At 63.7% G+C, this 20,739-nt stretch carries 18 protein-coding genes; 11 read left to right on the top strand and 7 right to left on the bottom strand.

The window, feature by feature from the left end; all coding sequences use genetic code 11:
• The first annotated feature begins 164 nt into the window (after positions 1 to 164).
• The 5 genes from C163_RS08150 to C163_RS08130 all read left to right on the top strand — a co-directional run bounded on the left by C163_RS08150 (position 165) and on the right by C163_RS08130 (position 8,986).
• A complete protein-coding gene (locus C163_RS08150; RefSeq protein ID WP_025338344.1) occupies positions 165 to 2,576 on the top strand; it encodes a TonB-dependent receptor in 2,412 nt (803 codons plus the stop codon).
• A 253-nt stretch (positions 2,577 to 2,829) separates the two neighbouring features.
• On the top strand, positions 2,830 to 4,350 hold the full coding sequence (locus C163_RS08145) for an NCS1 family nucleobase:cation symporter-1 (RefSeq protein ID WP_025338343.1): 1,521 nt from the start codon (positions 2,830 to 2,832) through the stop codon (positions 4,348 to 4,350).
• A gap of 366 nt (positions 4,351 to 4,716) precedes the next feature.
• The gene (gene dusA / locus C163_RS08140; RefSeq protein ID WP_025338342.1) at positions 4,717 to 5,727 is read left to right on the top strand and encodes a tRNA dihydrouridine(20/20a) synthase DusA; all 1,011 of its coding nucleotides are present in this window, start codon (positions 4,717 to 4,719) and stop codon (positions 5,725 to 5,727) included.
• Positions 5,728 to 6,022: 295 nt separating this feature from the next.
• A complete protein-coding gene (gene tal, locus C163_RS08135) occupies positions 6,023 to 6,949 on the top strand; it encodes a transaldolase (RefSeq protein ID WP_025338341.1) in 927 nt (308 codons plus the stop codon).
• A gap of 186 nt (positions 6,950 to 7,135) precedes the next feature.
• Complete coding sequence (locus tag C163_RS08130; protein ID WP_025338340.1) at positions 7,136 to 8,986, top strand: alkaline phosphatase D family protein; 1,851 nt, start codon at positions 7,136 to 7,138, stop codon at positions 8,984 to 8,986.
• A 140-nt stretch (positions 8,987 to 9,126) separates the two neighbouring features.
• Here the strand turns inward: C163_RS08130 and rssC are convergent, their stop codons facing one another.
• Together rssC and rssB are read right to left on the bottom strand one after the other, a co-directional pair.
• A complete protein-coding gene (gene rssC / locus C163_RS08125) occupies positions 9,127 to 9,609 on the bottom strand; it encodes an anti-sigma factor antagonist RssC (RefSeq protein ID WP_013971741.1) in 483 nt (160 codons plus the stop codon).
• The gene (rssB, locus tag C163_RS08120) at positions 9,606 to 10,790 is read right to left on the bottom strand and encodes a two-component system response regulator RssB (RefSeq protein ID WP_015269551.1); all 1,185 of its coding nucleotides are present in this window, start codon (positions 10,788 to 10,790) and stop codon (positions 9,606 to 9,608) included. Before rssB ends, rssC begins: the two co-directional genes overlap by 4 nt.
• 282 nt (positions 10,791 to 11,072) lie before the next feature.
• Here rssB and C163_RS08115 point away from each other — a divergent pair, with 282 nt between their 5' ends.
• Entirely contained in the window at positions 11,073 to 11,372 is a 300-nt protein-coding gene (locus tag C163_RS08115; RefSeq protein ID WP_025338339.1) for a PilZ domain-containing protein, read from the top strand.
• A 166-nt stretch (positions 11,373 to 11,538) separates the two neighbouring features.
• Here C163_RS08115 and C163_RS08110 read toward each other — a convergent pair whose 3' ends face one another.
• Entirely contained in the window at positions 11,539 to 12,246 is a 708-nt protein-coding gene (locus C163_RS08110; RefSeq protein ID WP_015269550.1) for a VacJ family lipoprotein, read from the bottom strand.
• Positions 12,247 to 12,446: 200 nt separating this feature from the next.
• Between C163_RS08110 and C163_RS08105 the strand changes: the two genes are divergently transcribed.
• Both C163_RS08105 and C163_RS08100 read left to right on the top strand, forming a co-directional pair.
• Positions 12,447 to 13,010, top strand: a complete 564-nt coding sequence (locus C163_RS08105) for a hypothetical protein (RefSeq protein WP_025338338.1) — start codon at positions 12,447 to 12,449, stop codon at positions 13,008 to 13,010.
• Between the two features lie 122 nt (positions 13,011 to 13,132).
• Positions 13,133 to 13,396, top strand: coding sequence for a DUF4404 family protein (locus C163_RS08100; protein ID WP_004376395.1), 264 nt, complete (start codon positions 13,133 to 13,135; stop codon positions 13,394 to 13,396).
• Between the two features lie 146 nt (positions 13,397 to 13,542).
• Here C163_RS08100 and queF read toward each other — a convergent pair whose 3' ends face one another.
• Complete coding sequence (gene queF, locus C163_RS08095) at positions 13,543 to 14,373, bottom strand: NADPH-dependent 7-cyano-7-deazaguanine reductase QueF (RefSeq protein WP_025338337.1); 831 nt, start codon at positions 14,371 to 14,373, stop codon at positions 13,543 to 13,545.
• Positions 14,374 to 14,637: 264 nt separating this feature from the next.
• Between queF and cinR the strand changes: the two genes are divergently transcribed.
• Positions 14,638 to 15,318, top strand: a complete 681-nt coding sequence (gene cinR / locus C163_RS08090) for a two-component system response regulator CinR (protein WP_025338336.1) — start codon at positions 14,638 to 14,640, stop codon at positions 15,316 to 15,318.
• The gene (locus C163_RS08085; RefSeq protein ID WP_025338335.1) at positions 15,315 to 16,667 is read left to right on the top strand and encodes a heavy metal sensor histidine kinase; all 1,353 of its coding nucleotides are present in this window, start codon (positions 15,315 to 15,317) and stop codon (positions 16,665 to 16,667) included. The genes cinR and C163_RS08085 overlap by 4 nt, the downstream gene beginning before the upstream one ends.
• Positions 16,668 to 16,797: 130 nt before the next feature.
• Here the strand turns inward: C163_RS08085 and C163_RS08080 are convergent, their stop codons facing one another.
• The 3 genes from C163_RS08080 to C163_RS08070 form a co-directional block, all read right to left on the bottom strand.
• Positions 16,798 to 18,039, bottom strand: a complete 1,242-nt coding sequence (locus C163_RS08080) for a lipoprotein-releasing ABC transporter permease subunit (RefSeq protein ID WP_015269544.1) — start codon at positions 18,037 to 18,039, stop codon at positions 16,798 to 16,800.
• A gap of 61 nt (positions 18,040 to 18,100) precedes the next feature.
• Positions 18,101 to 18,784, bottom strand: a complete 684-nt coding sequence (gene lolD, locus C163_RS08075; protein ID WP_169774647.1) for a lipoprotein-releasing ABC transporter ATP-binding protein LolD — start codon at positions 18,782 to 18,784, stop codon at positions 18,101 to 18,103.
• 7 nt (positions 18,785 to 18,791) lie between these two features.
• Positions 18,792 to 20,042 (bottom strand): lipoprotein-releasing ABC transporter permease subunit, encoded by a 1,251-nt coding sequence (locus tag C163_RS08070; protein ID WP_025338334.1) that lies wholly within the window; start codon positions 20,040 to 20,042, stop codon positions 18,792 to 18,794.
• 93 nt (positions 20,043 to 20,135) lie between these two features.
• Between C163_RS08070 and C163_RS08065 the strand changes: the two genes are divergently transcribed.
• Positions 20,136 to 20,720: a PilZ domain-containing protein gene (locus C163_RS08065; protein WP_025338333.1), complete on the top strand. Its 585-nt coding sequence runs from the start codon at positions 20,136 to 20,138 to the stop codon at positions 20,718 to 20,720.
• Positions 20,721 to 20,739 lie beyond the last annotated feature (19 nt).

The following is a 20,739-nucleotide window of genomic DNA, read 5'->3' as shown; positions in this document are numbered from 1 at the left end:
TCAAGCACCGGGTAATCGCTTGCCCCCGCCCGCAAAAACACAACACACCGATTGACAACTGCAGGAGGAAGGACAACTATCCGGCCGCCTTTATGCGAAGCTTTATCATTATCAATACGCTTCTCATCATTGCGCCCGCATAGTCCATCGAAAGGAGCCAATGGATGTCCGCCTGTTTTTCTCCCCCCGCCTTCAGCATTCGCCAAGCCGCACTGGTAGCAAGCCTTTCTGGCTCGCTGCTGGCCAGTGCCAATGCCTGGGCCGTGCCTGTCAGCTACAGCATCCCGGCCGGGCCGCTGGGGGCCGCGATCAATCAGTTCGCCACGGCAAGTGGGGTGACTGTCAGCGTCAGCAACGAAGAAATCGCTGGCCTGCGCAGTGAGGGACTGCAGGGCAGTTACGAGCTGGAGCAAGGCCTCGCGCAACTGCTGCAAGGCAGTGGCCTGCAGATGCTGCAAGCGGGAGACAAGCACTACATGCTGGCCCGCCCGAGCCAGGATGGCACGATGGAACTTGCTGCAACGACGGTCTCCAGCGTGGGGCTGGGTGCCACCACCGAGGGCACCGGCAGCTACACCACAGGTTCGGCCAATACGGCAACCGGGCTGCGCCTCTCGGCACGCGAGACACCACAGTCGATCAGCGTGGTGACCCGCCAGCAGATCGAAGACCAGAACCTGAACGATGTTGCCCAGGTACTGGAACAGACCCCAGGCGTGGTCGTCGACAGCATGGGGCCGGCCGGCAGCGACGCCAATCATATCTACGTACGTGGTTTCGAGGTCGGCACCATCCAGGTCGACGGCCTCAACCGGCCTGACAGCTTTGGCTTTCGCGATGACCTTGCCGACATGGTGTCGTATGACCGGGTCGAGGTAGTACGCGGGGCCACGGGGCTGATGTCCGGCACTGGTGACCCCGGTGCGACCGTCAACCTGATTCGCAAGAAGCCGACCTTTGAAACGCAACGCAAGCTGACCCTGAAAGCAGGCTCGTGGGACACCTACCGCACCGAGCTGGACGTGTCTGGAAAGCTGTCGGAAAGCGGCAATGTACGCGGGCGCCTCGTGGCCTCGAACACCGACAGCCAGAGCTACGTCGACCGCCAGTCCCTGGAACGGCAGGTGGGCTATGGGGTGTTGGAATGGGACATCACTGACAGCACGATGCTGACCGTGGGGGCGGAATATCAGGAAATGGACAACGATGGCGCCGGTAACCACGGCTTCCCGATGTACAACTCCGATGGCAGTCACTTCAGCCCTTCCCGCTCGTTCAACTCGGCCTCTGAATGGAGCTACCACAAGCGTCGCACCAAGACCCTGTTCACCACCTTGGATCACGACCTGGCCAACGGTTGGCACCTGAAATTCAATGCTGAGCACAGTCGCCGAAGCTATGACGACGTATTTGCCACCGCCGCCAGCGGCACCGTCAAACCTGATGGCAGCGGCATACAGACCTGGACTGGCCGTTGGGCAGGCGAACCTCGGCAGACCTCGTTCGACCTGTCGGCTACGGGCCCGTTCGAAGTGCTGTCGCGTGAGCACCAGGCGTACGTCGGGCTCAGCCACTACCGGGCCTACTACCGCAACGACGGCTACCATCTGTGGACCAGGCAAGATATCGACAACATCCATGAATGGGATGGCTCGTTGCCGATACCTGACGCCATCCACAACAAGACGACGGAAAATGCGCTGGACGAAACCCAGGACGGCCTGGTGGCTTCGGTGCGCTGGAGCCTGGCCGATGACCTGTCGCTGATTACCGGCGCACGGGTGATAGACTGGCGACGTGACGAAACCCACGAGACACTGGCGAGCGGTGAAACCGATCGCACCTCGCGCAGCGAAACCGGGGTCGTCACCCCTTACATCGGGCTGGTTTACGACATCAACGACAACTGGTCGGCCTATGCCAGCTACACCACCATCTTCAACCCGCAAGACAAACAGACTGCATCGGGCAGCTACATCGACCCGTTGGAGGGCGTGAACTACGAGCTGGGCCTGAAGAGCGAGTTCTGGGACAAGCGCCTGACTGCTGCACTCAGCGTGTTCGAAGTGCACCAGGACAACCTGGCCGTGGCGGACGGCGACGTCCAGGCGCCGGACGGCAACCAGGCCTACCGGGCCGAGTCCGGCACCAAGACCCGCGGTTTCGAAATGGAAATGGCGGGCGAGATCCTGCCTGACTGGCAAGTATCGGGCAGCTACACCTATGCCGTGAGCAAGAACTCGGATGGCGAGCGCCTGCTCACCGAGGTGCCCCGCGACACCCTCAAACTGTTCACCAGCTACCGCCTGCAGTCACTGCCGCAACTGAAAGTGGGCGGCGGTGTGCGCTGGCAAGGATCGGAGTACGAGAAAAACGCAGGCCCCAACAAGGAGACCTTCACCCAGGGTGCCTACAGCGTGGTCAACCTGATGGCGCAATATGCCTTCACACCGCAAACCAGCGTCTCGCTGAACCTCGACAACGTGTTTGACAAGACCTACTACACGGCCATCGGCTCACGTGGCTGGTACGGCAGCCCACGTAGCGCCACGGCCACGTTGGTGTACGCGTTCTGACCCAGCCGGCGCTCGCTGCCGATGCCTGGCAGCGGCGCCGAACAAGTATCCATATTTGGCGCAGCCAGTAACACATGCGCACAATATATGTGTACAAATTTCCCATCTCCAGGCTCGCTTCAGAGGTGACGGCGACCAATAAAGAGGATACAAAAGCCCGAGAACCGCCAACTCCAATTGTTCGGTGGATTGGTACGAATCTTGTTTGTATACAAAACCAAAAATAAAAGTACACAAGAGTTACGGAGTCCCGATGGCGTCAATTTCACGTTCCGGTGTCAGCCAGCTTGATGTTCTCCCTGCCGAAACGGCTGGGCCCACTCAGTTGAAGTTGAGCCCGCGCCTTTACAGTGCCGACCTTGCACCGACCCGCGCGGCAAATCGCACCTGGGGCCGCTACAGCCTGTTTGCACTGTGGACCAACGATGTACACAACATCGCCAACTATTCCTTCGCCATCGGCCTCTTCGCCCTGGGCATGAGCGGCGCCCAGATCCTCGCAGCCTTCGCGCTCGGCGCACTGGTGATCTATGGCCTCATGAACCTGTCCGGCTACATGGGGCAGAAGACCGGCCTGCCCTACCCCGTCATGTGCCGGATCAGCTTCGGCATCCATGGTGCGCAGATCCCGGCACTGATCCGCGCGGTAATCGCCATCGCCTGGTTCGGCATCCAGACCTACCTCGCTTCGGTAGTGCTGCGCGTGCTGCTTACCGCCATCGCTCCCGACCTCAAGCCCTACGACCAGAACTCGATCCTCGGCCTGTCGACCTTGGGCTGGATCACCTTCCTCGGCATCTGGTGCGTGCAGGTGGCGATCTTCGCCTATGGCATGGAGATGGTGCGCCGCTACGAATCCTTCGCCGGGCCGATCATCCTGGTCGCCTTCGCAGGCCTGGCGGGCTGGATGTACTGGCGCAGCGGCCTGTCGATTTCCTGGTCCAGCGGCAACGCGCCGACCGGCTCCACGATGTGGCTGAAGGTACTGGGTGCCGCCGCGCTGTGGGTCTCGCTGTACGGCACCATGATCCTCAACTTCTGCGACTTTACCCGCAACTGCCCGGACAAACGCACCATCAGCGTGGGCAACTTCTGGGGCCTGCCGGTGAACATGCTTGGTTTCGCACTGATCGCCGTGGTGCTCGCCGGTGCGCAGTTCAGCATCGACGGCAAGCTGGTGCAGGGCCCGACCGAGATCGTTGCAGCCATCCCTAGCACCGCCGGCCTGGTGCTGGCCTGCCTGGCCTTCCTGATCGTTACCGTGGCGGTGAACATCATGGCCAACTTCGTCGCCCCGGCCTACGTACTCACCAACCTGGCCCCGAACCTGCTGAACTTCCGCCGCGCCGGCTTGCTCAGCGCCGCCATCGCCGTACTGATCCTGCCCTGGCACCTGTACAACAGCCCGTCCGTGATCGTGTATTTCCTTGGCGGCCTGGGCGCCCTGCTCGGCCCACTGTACGGGATCATCGTCACCGACTATTACCTGGTACGCCGCAGCCGGGTGAACCTGCCGGAGCTGTATAGCGAAAGCAGCGAGGCCGCCTATCACTATCGCGGCGGGGTCAACCTGCGCGCCGTAGCGGCATTCATCCCGGCGTCGCTGATCGCCATCGTGCTGGCGCTGGTGCCGGCCTTCGAAACGCTGTCGCAGTTCTCCTGGTTCTTCGGCGCGGGCCTGGGCGGGCTGATCCACTATGCCCTCGCCAACCGCAGCGCAAGGTACCTTGAGGTTTCCGGCGAAAGCATCGCAGTGGATAGCACGCACCACTGACCGGGGCTGCCAGCGCGCCCTTATCACGGCCAGCGCGGCCCCCTGTAGGAGCGGCCTTGTGTCGCGAAAGGGCTGCGCAGCAGCCCCAGCAATTTGTGCCTCTGCGCTGAATCCCTGGGGCTGCTACGCAGCCCTTTCGCGACACAAGGCCGCTCCTACAAGGGTCCCAGCAGCCAGCTGAGATACCCGCTCGCTCGGCAGGACCATCCGACCTGTTTCCAGACGCATGCCCTGCTCTCTTGGTAAACTAGCCGCCTGCCCTGGCAATCACCGATCTCCTGCCGCCGACTTTTGCTACGTCGCGCCCTCGGTTTGCTACAAACACCCTCGAAATTGCTGAATTTGGTACAAGACACGTTGAACGATATGACCACAAACCCAGGCTCTAACCCAGCAACCACGCGCCCTGAGCCTTCCCGTCGCTTCAGCGTTGCACCCATGATGGACTGGACAGACCGCCACTGCCGGTTCTTCCTGCGCCTGCTTTCCAAAAACACCCTGCTCTACACCGAAATGGTCACCACCGGTGCCCTGCTGCACAACGACGCCCACCGTTTCCTGCGCCACGACGTCTCCGAGCACCCGCTGGCCCTGCAACTGGGCGGCAGTGTGCCGGCCGACCTGGCTGCCTGTGCCCGCCTGGCCGAGGAGGCTGGCTACGATGAGGTCAACCTCAACGTCGGTTGCCCGAGCGACCGGGTGCAGAACAACATGATCGGCGCCTGCCTGATGGCCCACCCGACGCTGGTGGCCGACTGCGTGAAAGCCATGCGTGACGCGGTGTCGACCCCGGTGACGGTCAAGCACCGCATCGGTATCAATGGCCGCGACAGCTACGCCGAGCTGTGCGACTTCGTCGGCCAGGTGCGCGAGGCAGGTTGCCGGAGCTTTACCGTGCATGCGCGCATCGCGATCCTGGAAGGTTTGTCGCCGAAGGAGAACCGTGAGATTCCGCCGCTGCGCTATGACGTGGCGGCGCAGTTGAAGGCGGACTTCCCGGACCTGGAGATCGTGCTCAACGGCGGGATCAAGACCCTGGACGAGTGCCAGGCACACCTTGAAACCTTCGATGGGGTGATGCTGGGGCGCGAGGCGTACCACAACCCTTACCTGTTGGCCGAGGTGGACCAGCAGCTATTCGGCAGCGAGGCGGCGGTGGTCAGCCGCAGCGAGGCGCTGGCGCAGTTGCGGCCTTATATCGTCGCGCACATGGAAAGTGGTGGCGCGATGCACCACGTTACCCGGCATATTCTGGGGCTGGCCCAAGGGTTCAAGGGGGCGCGGCGCTTCCGCCAGTTGCTGTCGGCGGATATCCACAAGGCGGCGGAGCCGTTGGCGGTGTTCGACCAGGCGGTGGAGCTGTTGCAGGGGCGGTAACCCGGCCCAAGCATCTGACGCGGTCGGGTGTAGGAGCGGCCTTGTGTCGCGAAAGGGCTGCAAAGCAGCCCCGGCAATTTGTGCATCAGCGCTGAAGCCCTGGGGCTGCTTTGCAGCCCTTTCGCGACACAAGGCCGCTCCTACAAGGGGTCGCGACAGCTTCAGACGTGTGCATACGGAACCTCGGGGCCGCTTGTGACTCGAATCCTCACCTTTCGCACCGCGCTTCGCGAGCCCTTGAGTGGCCGTCGGGGCTCGGGTAATGTCGAGTCATTGCACAGGACAGAGCACGCCCATGACCTCCAAGCTGGAACAACTCAAGCAGTTCACCACCGTGGTCGCCGACACCGGGGACCTGGACGCCATCACCCGCCTGAAACCGGTCGATGCCACCACCAACCCGTCGCTGCTGCTCAAGGCTGCGGCCATCCCGGGTTACGCCGATCTGCTCAAGCAGGTTAAGGCCGATGCCAAGGGTAATGTCGACCTGGCCTGCGACAAGTTCGCGGTGGCCGTGGGCTCGGGCATCCTCAAGGTCATCCCCGGGCGTATCTCCACCGAGGTGGATGCCCGCCTGTCGTTCGATGAACCCGCCCTGCTGGCCAAGGCGCGCAAGCTGATCGAGCTGTACGAAGCCGCTGGCATTGGCCGCGACCGCGTGCTGATCAAGCTGGCCTCCACCTGGGAAGGCATCCGCGCCGCCGAAAAGCTGGAGAAGGAAGGCATCCAGACCAACCTCACCCTGCTGTTCTCCTTCGCCCAGGCCCAGGCCTGCGCCGATGCCGGGGTGTTCCTGATTTCGCCGTTCGTGGGCCGTATCTACGACTGGTACAAGAAGAGCACCGGCAAGGAATACGTGGGCGCCGAAGACCCGGGCGTGCAGTCGGTCACTCGCATCTACAACTACTACAAGGCCAACGGCTACAACACGGTGGTCATGGGTGCCAGCTTCCGCAATATCGGCCAGATCGAGCAGCTGGCCGGCTGCGACCGCCTGACCATCAGCCCAGAGCTGCTGCAGCAGCTCAGCGATGACCAGGGCGACCTGCCACAGGTGCTGAAGCCGGGCAATGCCGGCGAGCCCAAGCAACAACTGAACGAAAGCCAGTTCCGCTGGGCCATGAACGAAGATGCCATGGGTACCGAGAAGCTGGCCGAGGGCATTCGCCAGTTCGCGCGGGACCAGGAGAAGCTGGAGAAGTTGATGGCTGAAAAGGCCTGATACATTTCGGGATTGCCTGACGGGCGGGAAGTGTTCAGCATTTTCCGCCCGTTTTGTTTTACCGAGTCGTAGTTGTGTATTTGTTTCTCGGGCCTCTTCGCGGGCACGCCCGCTCCTACAAGCGCCGCCATACCTGTGGGAGCGGGCGTGCCCGCGAAAGGGCCCGCATAGCCACCTGAGCTGTCGATGACCTCCTCTACCCCATTGCCCCTCGTACTCGCCGGCCCGGTACTGCGCCGCCTGGAACCCCAGCGCCTGGCCATCTGGCTGGTCGCCACGCAACCGCTGCAACCCGAACTCATCTTCCCGGCAGGCGAGGCCCAGGTCGATTGCCAGGTGGTCGCGGTGGGCAAGCACGCCTTCATCCACCTGCTGGACATCCACTTCGCCCAGCCGCTGCCCTGCAACCAGCTGCTCGACTATGACCTGCTCATCAACGGCCAGGGCATCGCCGGCTGGGCACCGCACCTGCTCTACCCCGGCGCCCGGCGCCCATGCCTGGTGCTGCGCGATCGGCTCGACCACCTGCTGCACGGCTCATGCCGCAAGCCGCATTTTCCGGCCACCGATGGCCTGCTCTGCGCCGACCGCCTGCTGCAGGCCTGCGAAAGCCCCGCGGACCGCCCCGCCGTGCTGTTGATGACCGGCGACCAGGTCTATGCCGACGACGTCGCCGGCCCGATGCTGCGCGCCATCCACAGCCTGATTGCGCGCCTGGGCCTGTTCGACGAGCAACTGGAGGGCGCGGTGGTGCCCGACAGCCAGGCGCTGTACCAGCACCCGGCCTGCTATTACCACCGCGCCGACCTGCTGCCGGCGCAGGAACGCAACGAAACCCTGCGCGAGCGCTTTTTCGGCGGCAAGCGCAAGCCGATCTTCTCGTCCAGCAACGCCGACAACCATCTGGTGACCTTCGCCGAGGTCATGGCCATGTACCTGCTGGTGTGGTCACCGGTGCCTTGGCAGCTGGTGAACCTGGACATGCCCAACGGGCTCACCGCACCGCGCCAGGCCCGTTACCGGCAGGAGCTGCCGCTGATCCAGGCGTTTGCCGACGACCTCGGCCAGGTAGCGCGAGTGATGGCCCACCTGCCGTGCCTGATGATCTTCGACGACCACGACATCACCGACGACTGGAACCTCTCGGCGCTATGGGAAGAAACCGCCTACGGCCACCCCTTCTCGCGGCGGATCATCGGCAATGCCCTGCTCGGCTACCTGCTGTGCCAGGCCTGGGGTAACGACCCGCAGGGTTGCAAGCCCCTGGTCGGGCAATGCCAGGCGTTGAACAGCCAGACCCAGGATGAGCTGATCGGCGCACTGCTGCGCTTCCAGGGCTGGCAGTTCAGCCTGCCCACCAACCCACCCTTGCTGGTGCTGGACACCCGCACCCGCCGCTGGCGCAGCGAAAGCAGCCTGGCCAAGCCGTCCGGCCTGCTCGACTGGGAGGCGCTGAGCGAGTTGCAGCAAGCATTGCTGGACCACCCGTCGGCGATCATCGTGTCGCCTGCGCCGATTTTTGGCGTGAAGCTGATCGAGACAGTGCAGAAGCTGTTCAGCTGGCTGGGCTACCCACTGCTGGTGGATGCCGAGAACTGGATGGCCCATCGCGGTGCAGCGCAGGTCATCCTCAACATCTTCCGCCACTCGCGCACGCCGGGGCACTACGTAGTGCTGTCCGGCGACGTGCATTACTCGTTCGTCTATGAAGTGCTGATCCGCCACCGCCAGCGCAGCCCGCACTTGTGGCAGGTGACCAGCAGCGGGATCAAGAACGAATTCCCGCGGCGCCTGCTGGATGTGCTCGACCGGCTCAACCGCTGGCTGTATGCGCCGCGCTCGCCGCTCAACTGGTTTACCAAACGGCGGGAAATGGAGGTGGTGCCGCGTACGCCCAGCCATAGCAAGGCTGGCGAGCGGTTGTGGAATGGCGCGGGGTTGGGGCAGGTGTTCTTCGATGAACAGGGGCGGCCGGCACGGGTGTATCAGCTGGACGCTGGTGGGGGTGAGGCTACCGAGTTTGCGCGGCGGGGGTGATCAGGCAGGTAATGCTTGTGTTGGCCTTGCCGGCCTCTTCGCGGGTAAACCCGCTCCTACAGGTAGAGTGCATGACTCAAGACCGGTGCATAACCTGTGGGAGCGGGTTCACCCGCGAAGAGGCCGGTACAGGCTGAAGATCAGGTCCGCTCCAGCGCATTGACCAGGTCATGGAAGGCTTCGCGGTTGGAGTCGTTCAGGCCCATGAGGATCTTGTGCGCCTCCAGCACCTTGGAGCGCACAACGTCTTCGTTCTGGTCCTGGGACGGCAGGTCGGTCAGGCATTCCGGGCACGGGATCGGCCGATCGACGATGTTGAACACCTGATCGAAGCCCATCGACTGCAACAACCGGGAAATGTCCGGGTTGGTGGTGACCACGGTCGGCAACAAGCCCACCTTCTGGCGCGACAGGATCGACAGCTTGGCCAGCAGGCCCAGGGTGGTGCTGTCGATGCTCTCGGTTTCGGTCAGGTCGATGACAATCGCCGAGAAGTTCAACGCGGTGAAAATCTTCTCGATCGTCGCATCCAGCGCCGAACACAGGGTCAGGCGCACTTCACCGACGAATTTCAGGACGAAGGTACCGCTCTGCTCGGCGAACTGGATTCTACCGGTACTCATTGAAGGTTCCTGCTCAACACCAATAGGGCGATATCATCCGGCATCTCCCCAAGCGTAGCCAATCCAAATCGTTGACGCAGCCCATCCAGGCTGCCACCTGCTGCCCTGACGATTTCCGGCAGGGCGGTTTCTTTATCTTTGAGCGTGTCACCCGGCAAAAGGTCCAGAATGCCATCGGACATCAGGCTGAGGCTGAACTGCGGCGGCAGCTCCACCACCAGGTCCTGGTAGGTGGCCTCGTCGAACAGCCCCACCGGCAGGCCGCGGCCTTCCAGGTAGCGGGTGTGCTCGGGGGTGTGCAGCACCGGCAGCGGCAGATGGCCGCCAACGGCGTAGGTCAGCAGGCCGGTGTCTTCATCGATCACCCCGCCAACCATGGTCACGTGCTTGCCCAGCTTGCAGTTGATCAGCCCGCGATTGATGTGGCTGAGCACCTGCGAGGGTTTGAATTCGCGCATCTTGCTGCCGCGCTTGAATTCGAACAACAGCCGCGTGGTCATGAACTTCAGCAGCACAGTGACGAACGCTGACGACGCGCCATGCCCGGAGACGTCGGCGAGATAGAAAGCGATGCGCCGTTCGTCCACCCGGAAGTAATCGGCAAAATCACCCGACAGGTACAGCGACGGAATGATCTGGTGCTCGAAGGCGAACTCGCCGGCCACCCAAGGGCTTTCCGGCAGCATGTTCATCTGCACCTGGCGACCGGCGGTCTGGTCCTCCTGCAGCAGGTGCAGGCTGGCTTCCAGTTCGCGGTTAGCGGCTTCGAGCTTGTCGCGGTAGCGCTGGTTTTCCAGCACCAGGCGCGAGCGGTCGAGGGCGCGGCGCACCGAATGCTCGAGCACGGCCAGGTCTTCCAGCGGCTTGATCAGGTAGTCGGCAGCGCCCAGGCGCAACGCTTCCACCGCATCACTCATGACGCCGGCACCGGACACCACGATCACCGGTAACTGCGGGGCGCGCTCGCTGACCTGGCGGATCAGTTCGAGGCCGCCCATCTGCGGCATGCGCAGATCGCAGATCACGAGGTCGGGCTGGTGTTCTTCGAAGACCTGAAGCCCCTGCTGGCCATTGCCGGCCTGGAGGACGCTGAAGCCACTGTCTTCAAGATAGGCGGCGAGGCTTGCACGGACCACGTCGTCGTCATCGATGATCAGCAGCGTTGCACTGGTTTTCTGCATGTGGGCGAACGGCGCCGATTTAGGTTGGTGCAGCGGTGTCGGCAAGGCAGACGGCCAGCTACGGGAATTCTTTGTGGTCACACTCTACTTTGAGTTGTAGGACAAGATCACCTGCCCGGCAACTGTCCGGCAACTGTGAGAGCTACCTTGTAAGGCGCAGACGGTACTCCCATCCGGCAGGCGTTTCAAGCATGCAAGGGTCGACCCCGCCGCACTTTACAGGGCAAATCACCGGGAGTTATAAGAAAGTCGACCAGCGCAACCCGATGGGAAGGATGCAGCATGCCCCACACGCCCTCCAGCCATGGCGAGAAACGCGATTTCATCCGCATGCGCATCGACACCGAGGTCAGCCTGCTGCACGAAGGCCAGGTGATCGCGGCAGTGTGCCTGGACCTGTCCAGCGGCGGCATGCAGGTGCAGGCACCGCAGCGCTTCCATGTGGGGGACCATATCGAGGTACGGATCGAGTCCGACCACCCGGCGCTGAAGGGGCTGCACGCCAGCACCGAAGTGGTGTGGATTGCCGACCAGCCTGGCGGGCAGCAGAAGTTCGGGTTGCGGATTCTGGCGATGCATTGATGGGCCTGCTGGCCCCCCCTGTAGGAGCGGCCTTGTGTCGCGATGGGCTGCGCAGCAGCCCCCGGCTTCAGCTTCGCCGCATGAATTGCCGGGGCCGCTTTGCGGCCCTATCGCGACACAAGGCCGCTCCTACACGGGGACTGTGCAGGACCAAGCACGCGCAGGATCAGAAGTCGTCTTCGACCTCGCCATCCTTGACCTTGAACTCGCGGTTCTGCAGGTAGGCGTTGCGAATGAAGATGTACTTGTCACCCTGGATCAGCTTCTCTGCCGACAGCAGGTCGGCGCGGGTGTCGATGATATCCAGGGCGAAGATCGAATTGCGCGTCGGCACATGGTCGATGTAGCGGTAGGGTTTGGTGTAGGTATCCGGGTACTTGGCCACGCCGTCACGCACGGTGCTCGGGCCCAGCAGCGGGATCACCACGTACGGGCCGCTCGGCACGCCCCAGTAGCCGAGGGTCTGCCCGAAGTCCTCGTCGTTGCGCTGCAGGCCCATCTTGGTACCCACGTCGAAGAAGCCGCCCAGGCCGAAGGTGGTGTTGACGATCAGCCGCGCCGTATCCACGCCCGCAGCATGGGGCTTGAACTGCAGCAGGTCGTTGGCCAGGTTGGTCACGTCACCCAGGTTGCGGAAGATGTTGTGGATGCCATCTTCGAGGAACTGCGGGGTGACCGCCTGGTAGCCCTTGGCCAATGGCTTGAGGGCATAGGTGTCGAGGGTATCGTTGAAACGGAAGATCGGGCGGTTGACCGCTTCCCAGGGATCTTCCTCGGTGGCGGCCTGGGTGGCTGCCACGGGCGCCAGCAGCATGCTGGCGCAGACACAGGCCTGGGTGACTCGTTCGATCACACTGGCACCGATCCTACGCATAGGTGTTTCTCCATCGAATTTCTCGGCCGCAAGCGCAAACGGGTGCGCTGCTGTACGGCGGCAGTATAGAGGCTTGCGGGCTGATAAACAGCTTTACACATCTCTGCTCAATATTTTGTGAACAACTGTTGCGCGGCGCCCGCTGTCACAGGGCGGTAACAATCGCCGAATAGCCTGCGGACTATTTGAGGGAAGTTGCCATGGACGCTGCACCCGCCTTCACCGCTGTGCTGTTCGGCTTGCGCGGCTGCCTGGTGCAAGCCGCCAATGGCGCCCCCTCGCCCGCCCCCGGCGCCCTGGCCACCCTCGCCAGCCTGCGCCAGCGCCAGGTGCCGTGCATCTGGCTGGACGACCTCGACGCCACCCAGAGCAAGCGCCTGGCGCACGTACTGCCCGCCTGGCTGCCGGGGCATTCGGTGAACGGCGTGCGCTGGCCGGCGCCGAATGCCTGCTGGCAGGCCCTGATGACGCTCGACAGCCAACGCCTGGACGGCTGTGTGCTGGTCAGCGGCGACCCTCGCCTGCTGCAATCTGGCCTGAACGCGGGGTTGTGGACGGTAGGGCTGGCAGCCTGCAGCCCGTTTTGCGACCGCAGCTCGCGGCAATGGCAAGCCATGACTGCGCAGGAACAGGACCTGGCCCGTGGCAAGGCGACGCTGGAACTGTTCAGCCTGGGCGTGCACTCGGTGATCGACCACCTGGAAGCGCTGGACACCTGCCTGCAGGACATCGCCCAACGCCGGCGCAAGGGCGAAAAACCCTGATACAGCACCATTGACGCGGATCATGCAAAGCAACGGCAGGTGGATTACGCTGAAGACAGGCCAGAACCTTTGCCGCTTCGCTGAGGTCCATGGCTTGCCAAGCCATTGATGGAGAACTGCCAATGCCTGCCCGCGAATTGCAAGAGCGCCTGAACAGCTTGCGCGAGCAACTGGACCGCAACGTGCCGCTTTCTGACGAGGAACTGGCCGCGCTGCACGAAGAAGCGCGCCAGATCGAGGCGCAACTTAAGCTTGAGGAAGCCACGCCAGACAACAACCTGGTGGACGGCGTGAACCTGGCGATCGAACGCTTCGAGGCCGACCACCCCGACCTCACCGCCACCCTGCGCAGCATTGCCAACTCGCTGCACAGCATGGGGATCTAGAAATACTGGGGCCGCTTTGCGGCCCTATCGCGACACAAGGCCGCTCCTACAGATACAGCGCAAGATTTGAGGCTTGCGCTGTACCTGTAGGAGCGGCCTTGTGTCGCGATAGGGGCGCCAAGCGCCCCCCGGCGTACTTGCGAACCTTACTGCCGAACCAGGCGCTTGTTGTCCGGGCTGATCACCCCCGTGCTGCGATAAGGGTTGATATCCAGCCCACCCCGGCGCACATAGCGCGCATACACCGTCAAATGCTCCGGCTGCAGCAGGTTCTTCAAGTCCAGGTAGATCCGCTCCACACACTGCTCGTGGAAGTCGGCATGCTGGCGGAAGCTGATCAGGTAGGTCAGCAGGCTGGCATGGTCCAGCGCCCTGCCCTTGTACTCGACCACCACGCTGCCCCAGTCCGGCTGGCCGGTGACCGGGCAGTTGGACTTCAGCAGGTGGCTGTGCAGGGTTTCTTCCACCTGCCGCTCCGGGTTGCAGTGCAGCAGCTCTGGCTGTGGCTGTTCGTAGTTGCTGATGGCAACGTCCAGCGCATCGATGCAATGCCCCGGCAAGGCCACCACGCCTTGGGCCTCGACCTCGGCCAGGGTGCGCACTTTCACGCCGACCGGCTTGCCGGCGGCGGCGGACAGGTCTTTCTCCAGGCACGCCTGCAGTTCGCCAAGCGAGGCGAACACCGTCTGGTTCAATGAGTTCAGGTACAGCTTGAACGACTTGGACTCGATGATGTTCGGCGAATCGGCGGGGATGGCGAACTCGCCGATCGCCACCACCGGCTTGCCCGACGGCAGCAGCCAGCTCAGCTCGAAGCAGTTCCAGTAGTCCACACCCTGCCACGGCAAGGTCTGGGCGGTAACGCCCAGTTCGGCCCACTTGGCGGTACGCGGAATCGGGAACAGCAGCTCCGGAGAATAGGTGGCAATGTATTCGCTGGACTTGCCCAGCGGGGAATGTTCGGCAGCGGGATGCATGGAAACTGACCTGAAGGTTCGAAATTGCCCCTAGTCTACCGGTTTTGCACCCTGCCTTGGAGCGCAAGTCAGCGGGATTACATCTTCGTCAGTTTGGGGCGAGCGGGTGCATCGTCACGTATCATCTCAGCATCACCCAATCCCTGTGGGAGCGGGTTCACCCGCGAACACCGGCAAAGCCGGTGCCATGCACCGTGTTGAATTCTTCGCGGGTAAGCCCGCTCCCACAGGGTTTTGTGCCGTTTGCTGGAGTCAATTCACCCAATGAAATTGCTGATCGTCGAAGACCAGGCCCGTACCGGCCAGTACCTGAGCCAGGGCCTGAACGAGGCCGGCTTCGCCACCGAACTGGCCACCGACGGCGAGACCGGCCAGTTCCTCGCCCTGACCGGCGACCACGACCTGCTGATTCTCGACGTGATGCTGCCCGGCCGTGACGGCTGGCAGATCCTCCAGGCCGTGCGCCAGGCCGGCCTGGACACCCCGGTGCTGTTTCTCACCGCCCGCGATGCCGTGGAGGACCGCGTGCACGGCCTGGAGCTGGGCGCCGATGATTACCTGGTCAAGCCGTTCGCCTTCTCCGAACTGCTGGCGCGGGTGCGCAGCCTGCTGCGCCGGGGCACCAGCCCCAGCCAGGACACCACCCTGGGCCTGGCCGACCTGCGCCTGGACCTGATCCGCCGCCGCGCCGAGCGCGCCGGCCAGCGCATCGACCTGACCGCCAAGGAGTTCGCCCTGCTTGAACTGCTGCTGCGCCGCCAGGGCGAGGTGCTGCCCAAATCGCTGATCGCCTCGCAGGTGTGGGACATGAATTTCGACAGCGACACCAATGTGATCGAAGTGGCGATCCGCCGCCTGCGCCTGAAGATCGACGACCCGCACCCCAACAAGCTGATCCATACCGTACGCGGCATGGGCTATGTACTCGAAGAGCGTACTGAGTGATGCGCCGGGTCTCCCTCGGCAGCCGCCTGGCCCTGCTGTTCGCCGCCTGCACCGCCGCTGTCTCGCTCGGCGCCGGCCTGATATTCAGCCGGGCCAGCGAGCAGCACTTCGTCGAACTGGACCAGCAACTGCTGGACTCGCGCCTGTCGCTGTTCCGCACCCAGCTGGCCGGCATCACCACGCCGGCCGAGCTGCAGGCGCGCCTGCCTGCCTTGCGCGATGAACTGGGCCACCAGGCCGACCTGGCCCTGCGCATCAACGGCAGCGACGGCGCCACCTGGTTCGAAAGCCGTACAGGCCTGCCCCGGACGCCACTGCCCGACGGGCTTGCAACCCTGCATGCGCAAGGCACCGACTACCGCAGCCTGGCCGTGCACCTGGCGCAAGGCGCCCCGCAGTCGCCACAACTGACCCTGTACCTCGACATCACCCATCACCAGCACTTCCTGCAGGGCATGCAACGGCTGATCTGGCTGACGGTGGGCCTGTCGGCGCTGGCCACGGCGCTGCTCGGCGCCTGGGCTGCACGCCGCGGGCTGCGACCGTTGCGGCAGATGGGCCAGGTGGCTGCCAGCGTATCGGCGCGCTCGCTCACCACACGCTTGCCGGTGGCACAGATGCCCGAAGAGCTGGCCGAACTGGCGACGGCCATGAACGCCATGCTGCAGCGCCTGGACGATGCCTTCCAGCGCCTGTCGGCATTCTCCGCCGACATCGCCCATGAGCTTCGCACGCCGCTGTCCAACCTGCTGACCCACACCCAGGTCACCCTCACCCGCCCGCGCAGCCTCGAAGAGTACCGCGAAGCCCTGCACGGCAACCTCGAGGAGCTGCAATGGATGGCGCAGATGATCAACGACATGCTGTTCCTGGCCAAGGCCGACCATGGCCTGCTGGTGCCGGGGCAAGCACCGCTGGTGCTGCATGAGGAGGTGGATGCGCTGCTGGAGTACTACGCGCCGCTGGCAGAGGACAGCGGCGTGCAGATGCTGCGCGAGGGTGAGGCGCTGCTGCAGGGCGACCGGCATATGCTGCGCCGGGCACTGTCCAACTTGCTGGACAATGCCTTGCGCTTCACCCCGGCGGGAGGGCAGATACGGGTGACATTGGGGCCAGGGCCGAGGATTGGCGTGGCCAATACCGGGGCGGCTATCGAGCCGGCGGTGTTACCGCGGCTGTTCGACCGCTTCTACCGGGTGGACCCGGCGCGGCGGGAAGGCAGTAGCGAGCATGCCGGGTTGGGGTTGGCGATTACCCGGTCGATCGTGCAGGCCCATGGTGGGCGCATTCAGGCGGAGTGTGCGGACGGATGGACGCGATTCGTGATCGATTTCACTGAAGACCAGTGACATCGGGGCTGGCACGGTCCCTGTGGGAGCGGGCTTGCCCGCGAACACGGGCGAAGCCCGTGCCATGCATCGCGGTGCCTTCTTCGCGGGCACGCCCGCTCCCACACCACCCCTAAAATCCCACAGGAAGTTAAACTGCCAGACCAATCGCCGGCTGCACCTGCGATGCCCGATAAGCCGGGTAAATGGTCGCCAGGAAGCTCATCACCAACCCGGCAGTGCAGATGATCGCCACATCGCCCCACTGCAGCTGCGACGGCAAGCTGCTGACGAAGTACACATCCGAAGTAAAGATGTGCTGCCCGCTCACCCGCTCCAGCCAACCGACGATCTGGCTGACGTTGAACGCTGCAACCACCCCAAGCACGCCACCGATCAGCGTCCCGACAATGCCGATCAGGCTGCCCTGGACCATGAACGTGCCCATGATCTGCGCCGGTGTGGCGCCCAGGGTACGGAGGATGGCGATGTCCGGGCCCTTGTCGTTCACCACCATCACCAGGGTGGCGATGATGTTGAACGCTGCCACCGCAATGATCATCAGCAACAGCAGGCCGATCATGGTCTTTTCCATCTTCATGGCGCTGAACAGGCTGCCCTGTGTATGCGACCAGTCATCGGCACGGTAGGCATCGCCCAGTCCGGCAGCGATGGCCTTGGACACCTGCGGTGCGGCATACAGGTCGTGCAGTTTCAGGCGCACGCCCTGCACCTGGCCCGGCGCCCAGCGCTGCATGGCGCCGGCATCGTCGACGTGGATGTAAGCCTGCGAGCCGTCCAGCTCGGCGCCGACCTTGAAGATGCCGACCACGGTCAGGCGCTGCATGCGCGGGGTGATGCCACCCGGCTCCTTGCTGATTTCCGGCACGATCAGGGTCAGTTTGTCGCCGGTATTCAGGCGGAAGCGCCGCGCAGTCAGCTCACCGATGACCACGCCGAACTCACCCGGCTGCAGGTCCTGCAGGCGGCCCTGGACGATATGCTGGCCGACGATCGAGACCTTGCCCTCTTCAGCCGGGTCGATACCGCCTACCTGGATCGGCTGCATCGCGCCCTTGTACGACAGCATGCCTTCCATTTCGGTAATCGGCGCCGCCGCCATCACCGCCGGGTCGCGCATGGCCGCGTCGGCCACCTTGTGCCAGTCGTCCAGCGGCTGCACGCCGAGGATGGCGGCATGCGGCACCAGGCCGAGGATGCGCGAACTCATTTCGCGCTGGAAGCCATTCATCACCGACAGCACCACGATCATCGCCAGCACGCCCAGCGACAGGCCGATCATCGAGGTCATCGAGATGAACGAGATGAAGTGGTTGCGGCGCTTGGCTCGGGTGTAGCGCGCGCCGATGAAGATGGGCAAGGGTCTGAACATGTACGAAATCACCCAATGAAAACAGGAAAACGGGGCGGCACCGGCCACCCCGTGCAGTCGATCAGATCGCCACCAGGTGGCCGTCGTCGAGCTTCAATACACGGTCCATCTGGCGCGCCAGGTTGAGGTCGTGGGTGACCACCAGGAACGCCGTGCGCGACGCGCTGGACAGTTCCTGCATCAACTCCTGGATGCCCTGGGCGGTGTGGTGGTCGAGGTTGCCGGTCGGCTCGTCGAGCATTACCAGGCCGGGGCGGTTGACCAGTGCCCGGGCAATCGCCACCCGCTGGCGTTCACCACCGGACAGCTCGGCCGGCTTGTGGTTGAAGCGGTGGGCCAGGCCCACGCGCTTGAGCAGCGCCTCGGCACGCTCACGGGCCTCGGGGATGGGCGTGCGGCCGATCAGCAATGGCATGCACACGTTCTCGATGGCAGTGAATTCCGGCAGCAGGTGGTGGAACTGGTAGACAAAGCCCAGCTCGCGGTTGCGCAGCAGGCCACGGGCACGCTCGCCCAACGCCGACAGCTCCTCACCGGCCAGCCAGACGCTGCCCTGGGTCGGCCGGTCAAGGCCGCCCAGCAGGTTGAGCAAGGTACTCTTGCCCGAGCCGGAGCTACCCACGATGGCTACCCGCTCCCCGGCATGCAGCTCGAGGTTGAGCCCCGACAGCACCTGCACCGATTCCGGGCCCTCGTCGTAGGACTTGCCCAGGTTGCGGCAACTCAGAACGGCTTTATCACTCATGCGCGACTCACTCATAACGTAGCGCCTCTGCAGGCTGGGTGCGGGCCGCACGCCAGGCCGGGTACAGGGTGGCGAAGAAACTCAGGACCAGCGCCGCACCGCAGACCATGTACACGTCCTGGGCCTGGATCTGCGACGGCAGGTAATCGATGAAATACACGTCGGCGTTGAGGAACTTGTGCCCGATCAGTTTCTCGATGCCCGCGATCACCGCGCTCACGTTCAGCGCGGCGACGATCCCGACCACGGCGCCGATCAGGGTACCGATCACCCCGATCACCGTGCCCTGGACCATGAAGATGAGCATGATCTGCCCAGGCGTGGCGCCCAAGGTACGCAGGATGGCGATGTCGCCACGCTTGTCGTTGACCACCATCACCAGGGTGGAAATGATGTTGAACGCCGCCACCGCCACGATCAGCAGCAACAGCAGGCCGATCATGGCCTTTTCCATGCGGATCGCCTGGTACAGGTTGCCGTGGGTACGGGTCCAGTCACGGCTGTAGAACTCCTGGTCACCCAGGCGCTGGGCGATGTCCCAGGCCACCCGTGGCGCCTGGAACAGGTCGTCGAACTTCAGGCGCAGGCCCTGGACCTGGTCGGGCTTCCAGCGGTGCAGGCGGGACAGGTCGCTGATGTTGGTCAGGCCCAGGTAGCCGTCGATCTCGCCCGCGCCCACGTGGAAGGTGCCGACCACGGTGAAGCGCTTCATGCGCGGGAACATGCCGGCCGGGGTCACGCTGACCTCGGGGGCGACGAAGGTGAGCTTGTCGCCGATGCCCACGCCCAGCTTGGCCGCGGCCTTGTCGCCGATCATGATGCCCCACTCGCCCGGCGACAGCTGGTCGAGGCGGCCTTGCAGGACGAACTTGTCGATGATCGACACTTCGCGCTCGCGGGCCGGGTCGATGCCGTTGAGCAGCACCTTCTGCACCTTGCCTTCATGGGTCAGCAGGCCCTGCATCTGGGTGAAGGGCGCAACCGCCACCACCTGCGGATTCTGCTTTACTTGTTGGGCAAGGGCCGGCCAGTCGGCAATGGGCTGGCCGCTCTCCAGCGTGGCATGCGGGATCATGCCCAACACGCGGGTGCGCATCTCGTGGTCGAAACCGTTCATCACCGAGAGCACCACGATCATCACCACCACGCCCAGGGCGAGGCCGATCATCGAGGTCAGGGAAATGAACGAGACGAAGTGATTGCGACGTTTGGCACGGGTATAACGCGTGCCGATGAATGCGAAAAGAGGTCTGAACATGTCGGGGCTTGTTCGGATGAAAGGGAACGTCCTTGTGGCGAGGCGCCTACGGCGGCTTTACACTCGGACCACCGCCGCTACCTTGGGTTCGCCATGACGACATTAGACGAAGAAGATCGCCGCGAATACTACCGCATCGAAGATCGGATCGCACTTCAAATCAGCCCCCTCAGCGCGGCCGAAGCCCTTGACCCAGATGTGTTGCAAGATGATTCGCCACTATTCAACCTGCTCAGCGAACTGCACCTGTCCGACTTCGAGTCGCAGCACCTGTTGCGCCAGCTGAGCGAAAAGGACCGCACCCTCGCCGCCTTCCTGCGCGCGCAGAACAAACGCCTCGACCTGCTTAGCGCGGTGGTTGCCCAGACCCTGATCGGCGAAGTTGGCCAGCCCCAGCCGGTGGTCATTTCCGAAGGCGGCATCGAATTCGCGCAAGCCACTGCGGTGGCCCCCGGCACCCGAGTGAAGGTGAAGATGGTGCTGATGCCGCGCGCCCATGGCCTGCTGCTGCGCGGCAAGATCACCCATTGCGACCCGCGCCCGGAGGGCGGCTTCGAGGTCGGCACCGAATTCACCGACATGACCGACGCCCAACGGCAACTGCTGGCTCGCTACATCCTGCAGCGCCAGCAACAACAACGGCGCCAGCAGCTGGAACAGAACGACCCCGCCTCCTGAGCCCATTTTTCTCTGATTT

The organism is Pseudomonas sp. FGI182 (assembly GCF_000511325.1).
In the GTDB taxonomy this organism is placed as follows: Bacteria; Pseudomonadota; Gammaproteobacteria; order Pseudomonadales; family Pseudomonadaceae; genus Aquipseudomonas; species Aquipseudomonas putida_Z.
The sequence above is the reverse complement of the archived record's forward strand: the minus strand, read 5'-3'. Positions and strand labels throughout refer to the sequence as shown.

What these genes read in the sequence shown, in the direction of transcription:
- C163_RS08145 (WP_025338343.1), top strand. Translation starts at nt 2,830, where the DNA reads ATGGCGTCAATTTCACGTTCCGGTGTCAGCCAGCTTGATGTTCTCCCT.
- C163_RS08070 (WP_025338334.1), bottom strand. Translation starts at nt 20,042, where the DNA reads ATGTTCAGACCTCTTTTCGCATTCATCGGCACGCGTTATACCCGTGCC.
- C163_RS08130 (WP_025338340.1), top strand. Translation starts at nt 7,136, where the DNA reads ATGACCTCCTCTACCCCATTGCCCCTCGTACTCGCCGGCCCGGTACTG.
- C163_RS08110 (WP_015269550.1), bottom strand. Translation starts at nt 12,246, where the DNA reads ATGCGTAGGATCGGTGCCAGTGTGATCGAACGAGTCACCCAGGCCTGT.
- lolD (WP_169774647.1), bottom strand. Translation starts at nt 18,784, where the DNA reads ATGAGTGATAAAGCCGTTCTGAGTTGCCGCAACCTGGGCAAGTCCTAC.
- C163_RS08105 (WP_025338338.1), top strand. Translation starts at nt 12,447, where the DNA reads ATGGACGCTGCACCCGCCTTCACCGCTGTGCTGTTCGGCTTGCGCGGC.
- C163_RS08080 (WP_015269544.1), bottom strand. Translation starts at nt 18,039, where the DNA reads ATGTTCAGACCCTTGCCCATCTTCATCGGCGCGCGCTACACCCGAGCC.
- C163_RS08115 (WP_025338339.1), top strand. Translation starts at nt 11,073, where the DNA reads ATGCCCCACACGCCCTCCAGCCATGGCGAGAAACGCGATTTCATCCGC.
- C163_RS08150 (WP_025338344.1), top strand. Translation starts at nt 165, where the DNA reads ATGTCCGCCTGTTTTTCTCCCCCCGCCTTCAGCATTCGCCAAGCCGCA.
- tal (WP_025338341.1), top strand. Translation starts at nt 6,023, where the DNA reads ATGACCTCCAAGCTGGAACAACTCAAGCAGTTCACCACCGTGGTCGCC.
- rssC (WP_013971741.1), bottom strand. Translation starts at nt 9,609, where the DNA reads ATGAGTACCGGTAGAATCCAGTTCGCCGAGCAGAGCGGTACCTTCGTC.
- cinR (WP_025338336.1), top strand. Translation starts at nt 14,638, where the DNA reads ATGAAATTGCTGATCGTCGAAGACCAGGCCCGTACCGGCCAGTACCTG.
- C163_RS08065 (WP_025338333.1), top strand. Translation starts at nt 20,136, where the DNA reads ATGACGACATTAGACGAAGAAGATCGCCGCGAATACTACCGCATCGAA.
- queF (WP_025338337.1), bottom strand. Translation starts at nt 14,373, where the DNA reads ATGCATCCCGCTGCCGAACATTCCCCGCTGGGCAAGTCCAGCGAATAC.
- dusA (WP_025338342.1), top strand. Translation starts at nt 4,717, where the DNA reads ATGACCACAAACCCAGGCTCTAACCCAGCAACCACGCGCCCTGAGCCT.
- C163_RS08100 (WP_004376395.1), top strand. Translation starts at nt 13,133, where the DNA reads ATGCCTGCCCGCGAATTGCAAGAGCGCCTGAACAGCTTGCGCGAGCAA.
- rssB (WP_015269551.1), bottom strand. Translation starts at nt 10,790, where the DNA reads ATGCAGAAAACCAGTGCAACGCTGCTGATCATCGATGACGACGACGTG.